The organism is Sedimenticola hydrogenitrophicus (assembly GCF_029017505.1).
Taxonomy (GTDB): Bacteria; Pseudomonadota; Gammaproteobacteria; order Chromatiales; family Chromatiaceae; genus Sedimenticola; species Sedimenticola hydrogenitrophicus_A.
Window position 1 is genome coordinate 1 of record NZ_JAQGEI010000072.1, and the last position, 5,555, is coordinate 5,555.

Sequence of the window (5,555 nt, forward strand, 5' to 3'; positions counted from 1 at the left end):
TGCCCAATCCCAGCGGCCTGAGTGCCGAGGTGCTGGACAGTCAGATCGAACTGACCTGGGATGCGGTGTTGCCGGCGGAGTACGTCAAGCAATATGCCATCTACGTACAGGATGCGGCGTTTAGCAGCGTGGCGGGGCTGACGCCCCGGGTGTGGGTGAGTGCGGGTACCCCGCAAGCCCGGGTGGCGGGGCTGGTCAATGGACAGGCGTATCACTTTGCGGTGACCACCCGTAACCTCTCGGACGGCGAGACCCCGACGGTGGTGAGCCTGGAGGCGACCCCGTCCTATGACACGGTGGGGCCGGTGATCACGGCGGTGACCCTGAACGGGACGCCATTGGTTGCCGGTGCCACGGTGACCCAGTCGGGTACTCTGGTGGTCACGGCCAGTGACCTGTCGGGTATCGGCCGGGTGGAGTTCCGGTTGGATGGTGCGGCCTTTGCCAGTGATATCAACCCGGCGGATGGACTGAGTGCGGCGTGGGATCTGGACGGGGTGAGCGATGGTGCGCACACGCTGACGCTGGCGGCCTACGACACGCTGGGCAACGAGACGCTGCAGGAGCTGTCCTTGACGGTGGCCCTGGCACCCCCGCCGGTGCCGAGTATCAGTACCCCCATCAGCGGTGTCGAGACCAACACCCCCTCCCTCGAGGTGCATGGAACGGCGGCGCCGCAGAGTGAGGTGTGGCTCTCTATAGAGAGTGTGCAGGTGGCCGGCCCCCTGAGTGTGGACAGTGCGGGTCAGTTCAGTGGCACGGTGACCCTGAACGAAGGGAGCAACAGCCTGACGGCGGCGGCGAGTAACCGAGGGGGTTCGAGTGCGCCGAGCGGTGCGGTGACGGTGACCCTGGACACCAGCCGTCCGGATGCGCCGAGTGGGCTGACGGCCGAGTCCCGGGGCGAGGGACAGATCACGCTCGGCTGGACGGTGAGCAGTGACCCGCGGGTGGTGAGCTATGACCTGTATCGGTCGTTGACACCGTTTACGGCGCTGGAGCAGGCGACCCGGGCCAACAGCCAACCCCTTACCGAGGGGCGGTTTACCGATCTGCCGGCGGTGGATGGCAACTATGTCTATCGGGTGGTGGCGCGCAATGAGCTGCAGACGGCCAGTGCGCTGTCGGTGCCGGTGGCGGCGGTGGCCGACAGTCAGCGGCCGCAAGCGGTGGCGATCACCTACACGCCGTCGGGCAGTTACGATCCGGCGACGGGGCGGATGGCGACGGGGCCGGTGGATGTGGCGTTGGAAGTGAGCGAGCCGCTGCTGACGACCCCGTTCCTCAGTATTGCCTCGAGCGGTGGCGTACCGATGGCGGTGGCGCTGGAGGCGGTGGACGGAACCCACTACCAGGGGCGTTTTGAGATCAGCGACACCACCCCCTCGGGCACGGCGTACGCGGTGTTCTCCGCCCGTGATGTGGTGGGCAACCGGGGTGATGAGATCCTCAGCGGTGCCAGCCTGCTGATCGACACGGCGGGGCCGGCGGTGACGCGGCTGACGGTATCGCCGGGTTCGCCGATCCGCACCGACCAGACGGAACCGACCCAGGTGATGGTGGAGATCGAACTGGATCAGCCGGTAAAAAGTGGCAGTAGCCCCGCGCTGGGCTACCTGCTCTCGGGCGCCGGTCGCGTGGAGACCGCCATTGAGGGACTGGTGCCGATCACCGCGACCATCTGGCGGGGGAGTTTTGTGCTGCCCGGTGACGCGGGACTGGTCGAGGTCGAGAACCTGCAGTTCAGGCTGCAGGCGCGGGATGATCTGGACAACCTCGGCAGTCGTATCCTGGCCCCGAACCTGTTCCAGGTGTATCAGGGGGCGCTGCCGCCGTTGGCGATCCCGCTCGAGCTGACGGCCGAGGCGTTGGCCGGCGGCCAGGTGGCCCTGGGCTGGAAGCCGGTGACCGATGCCGGCGGGTACCAGCTTTACCGGCAGGCGCCGGGGGAGGCGTCCCTGAGTGCCTATCAGCGGGTCAGCGGCACCGCTTATCAGGACACGACCAGTCTGGATGGTGAATACCGTTATGCCATTGCCAGTGTCCGTGAGGCCAATGGCCAGGAGGCGCTGAGTGGCCAGAGCCCGGCGGTGAGCGTGACCACGGATGCCAGTGTGCCGGGCGTGCCGCGCAATCTGAGCCTGGAACTGGTGGGGGCCGGTATCAAGGCGTTGTGGGAGGCCCCGGCGGGGCTGGGTGAGGATGTCACCTACAGCCTGTATCGCAGCAGCGGCACGGTGCTGAGCGATGTCAGCGGGTTGACCCCGGTGCAGACCCGCATTGTGGCCAATAGTGCGGGCCAGCTGGGCTTTATCGATACCCAGGCGAACGAGAATGAGGCGGTCTATGCGGTGACGGCGGTGGACACCGCCGGCAACGCGTCGGCGCCGTCGGCCTCGGCCTATCTCAATGTGGACCTGTTGCCGGTGGCCAGCCTGACGGTGCGCCAGGAGGACCAGGGCCTGCCGGAGATCCAGTGGAGCCATAACGGCGGCAACATCGCCGGCTACAAACTCTATGTGGAGGCTGAGACCAGCCCGCTCAACCTGGGACTGATTGCCGGGACCAGCTACAGCGACAACAGCTACACCGGGGGCGAGCGCCGCTACCGGGTGGTGGCGCAGGACACGGTGGGTGTGGACAGTATCGAGCGCGGTGTGATGCTGCCCGAGGTGACGGTGACGCTGGCGGAGGCGTCCCAGCTGAACCGGGGGGTGATGAACCGGCTGGACTACCAGGTAGCGAACACCGGCAGCCGTGCCCTGAGTGGCGTACGGCTGCAGGTGGTGCTGGAGGGTGTCCCGTACAACAGTGCGTCGTTCGACCTGGCGCCGGGGGCGCAGCAGCCGGTCGCGGTGATCGTCGGCGGTGCCCAGGCGTTGCCGGATCTGACCAGCCTGCAACAGCGCGTGCAGGTGCTGGCCGAGACGGGCGAGCAGGCGGAGGTGATCCGCAACCAGGCGATCAGCATTGGTGATGACACGCTGTTGCTGCAGGTCGAGAGCCGGTCGCTGACCCGGGGTACGGCCGGGGAAGTGCGCTTTGTGCTGGAGAACACCAGTGCGGTGGAGACGGAGATCCTGCTGTCCCGTGCGGGTAACCAGGCCACGGACGAGGCGCGGATCATCCTGCAGGACGCGGATGGCAACGTCCTGTCGGTCACGCCCCTGCAGCAGGCGACCGGGGAGGGGGTGATCACCCTGATCGACGGGCGCGCGGTGGCGCGTATCGCGCCGGGTGGCCGCTTCACCTCGGGCTGGTATGGCGTGGCTGTGCCCGAGAGTGCGCCGGTGACTGTGGAGGTGATCCTGGAGATCGACCGGTTCCACTACCACCTGGGGGGAAGTGACGCGGTGGCGATCGAGGGTATGCGCAGTCGTGTACCGGCCTCGCTGGCGGATACCGAGTACAGCGCCACCATCGACGCCATCACCCCGGCCAGCTCGTTCGGCGACCAGCCGATCCTGATCAGTGGGCAAGCCATCGATCGCAGCAGTGGCCAGCCCAGTGCCGGGGTGCCGGTCAAACTGGTGATAGCCGGCAACGGCTTTGAGCGCAGTGCGGAGGTGTTTGCCGATGGCAACGGGGGTTATCAGTACAGCCACACGCCGTTGGCGGGCGAGTCGGGCATCTTCACCGTCTCGGCGCTGCATCCGGATATGCTGTCGCGGCCGGGCCAGGGCCAGTTCACCCTGCAGCGGGTCAGTGTCTCGCCGACGCTATTGAACTACACCCTGCCGCGGAACTATCAGCAGACGCTGAGTGTGGTGCAGGCGACCACCGGCGCGGGCACCCGTGCCGGCAACCTGCGGCTGGTCTATGACGCGGCGGACCAGGCGGGGGGGCAGTATCCGGTGGGCCTGACGGTCACCCTGGGTGATCCGCTGACCCTGGAGGCCCAACAGAGCGCGGTGTTGCCGATCACCCTCAGTGGTGACAACAGCGCCATGGATGAGAGCCTGGTGTTTAGGGTGGTGAGTGACGAGAACCCGGCCCTGGCGACGATCACCCTGAACCTGCACCTGGCGGAGGCGAAGCCGGCCCTGCGGTTCACGCCGAACTTTGTGGAGACCGGCGTGGCGCGGGAAGGCAGTGTGACGGAGGCGATCACGTTCAGCAACGTGGGGTTGGCCGACCTGACCGATATGCAGATCAGTCTGCATGATCAGGATGGGAGCCCGGCGCCCAGCTGGGTGCAGTTGCTCTCGGCCGAGAGTCAGGGCGATCTGCCGGTGGGCGAGAGCCGGGAGATCCGGCTGGCGGCCAGTCCCGGGGCGGGCGTGGCGGAAGGGATCTACCCGTTGCGGTTGCTGGTGGAGAGCGGCAACAGCGCGCCGGTGCCGGTGAACCTGTACGTGGCGGTGACCCAGTCGGGGGTGGGCAGTGTGTTGTTCAAGGCCAGCGACATCTACACGGCGACGCTGGATGAGGCCAACAACCCGATCCCGGGGTTGGCCAATGCGCGGATCCGGGTGCAGAACGAGGTGGTGCTCAGTGTGGAACAGACCCTCACCACCGACGCCTATGGGGAGGCGCTGTTCAGTGACCTGCCGGCCGGCAGTTACCGGTTCCGGGCCAGCGCCAACAACCACCAGGACCTGGTGGGGCGGTTGAGCATCAAGCCGGGGATCACCGGGGTGCAGGAGGTGTTCCTGGACTACAACCTGGTCACCGTGGAGTGGTCGGTGCGGGAGATCACCCTGGAAGACAAATACGAGGTGACCCTGCAGGCGATCTTCGAGACCGACGTGCCGGCGGCGGTGGTGGTGCTGGAGCCGGCCAGTGTGACGCTGCCGTCGATGGCGCCGGGGGACCTGTTTTACGGCGAGCTGCGGCTGACCAATCACGGGTTGATCCGCGCGGATGACCTGCAGTTCACCCTGCCGGGCAGTGACGCCTACTTCCGTTACGAGTTCCTGGACACCTTCCCCACGAGCCTGGAGGCCAAGGAGAGCCGGGTGATCCCCTATCGGATCACCGCGCTGGCGCCGCTGGACCCGGATGGCAGCGGCTCCGGCGCCGGTTGCAACAGCTACCAGCAGATACTCAGCGGTAACTATGGCTACGTCTGCGCCAACGGCACGACCAGCCGGGGCAGTTGCGGTACCCAGTTCCTGGTCCGGATGGATAGCAGCAGCTGCAGTGTTGGTGGCGGTGGCGGCAGCAGTCCCACGCCGTGGACCGGCGGTGGCTGGGTCGGCGGCGGCACCGGGGTGAGCGGCGGTGTCGATTACAGTCCGATCAAGGGTGCCCAGTGTATCCCCACGTCGGGTTGTCAAAAGTGCGCTGAATGCAGCGACAAGCCGGCAGGGAATGGTCCGGGTGGTAAATAGCGCCCGCGGCGGTCGAGGTCTCTGCCTGATTACTCGGGTAGCACCGCGCCTACCTGATAACCCAATAAAAAATAAGGGCTGGTGATGGCGTGTCTGAAACAGGCACTGCCGGCAATGAGAATAATGAACCAACAAACCTGGAAATGGATGATGAAGACAACGGTCAGAGGATTACTCTTAAGCCTGCTGCTTTTATGGGGATACGCGGCGCAGGCCGATGTC

The 5,555-nt window shown here is 66.3% G+C and carries 1 protein-coding gene; it reads left to right on the forward strand.

Features of this window, described 5'->3' with window-relative positions; genetic code table 11:
• A partial coding sequence (locus tag O9K64_RS23100) for an Ig-like domain-containing protein (RefSeq protein WP_275100485.1) occupies positions 1-5,333 on the forward strand: 5,333 nt, incomplete at its 5' end.
• Between the last annotated feature and the right edge of the window lie 222 nt (positions 5,334-5,555).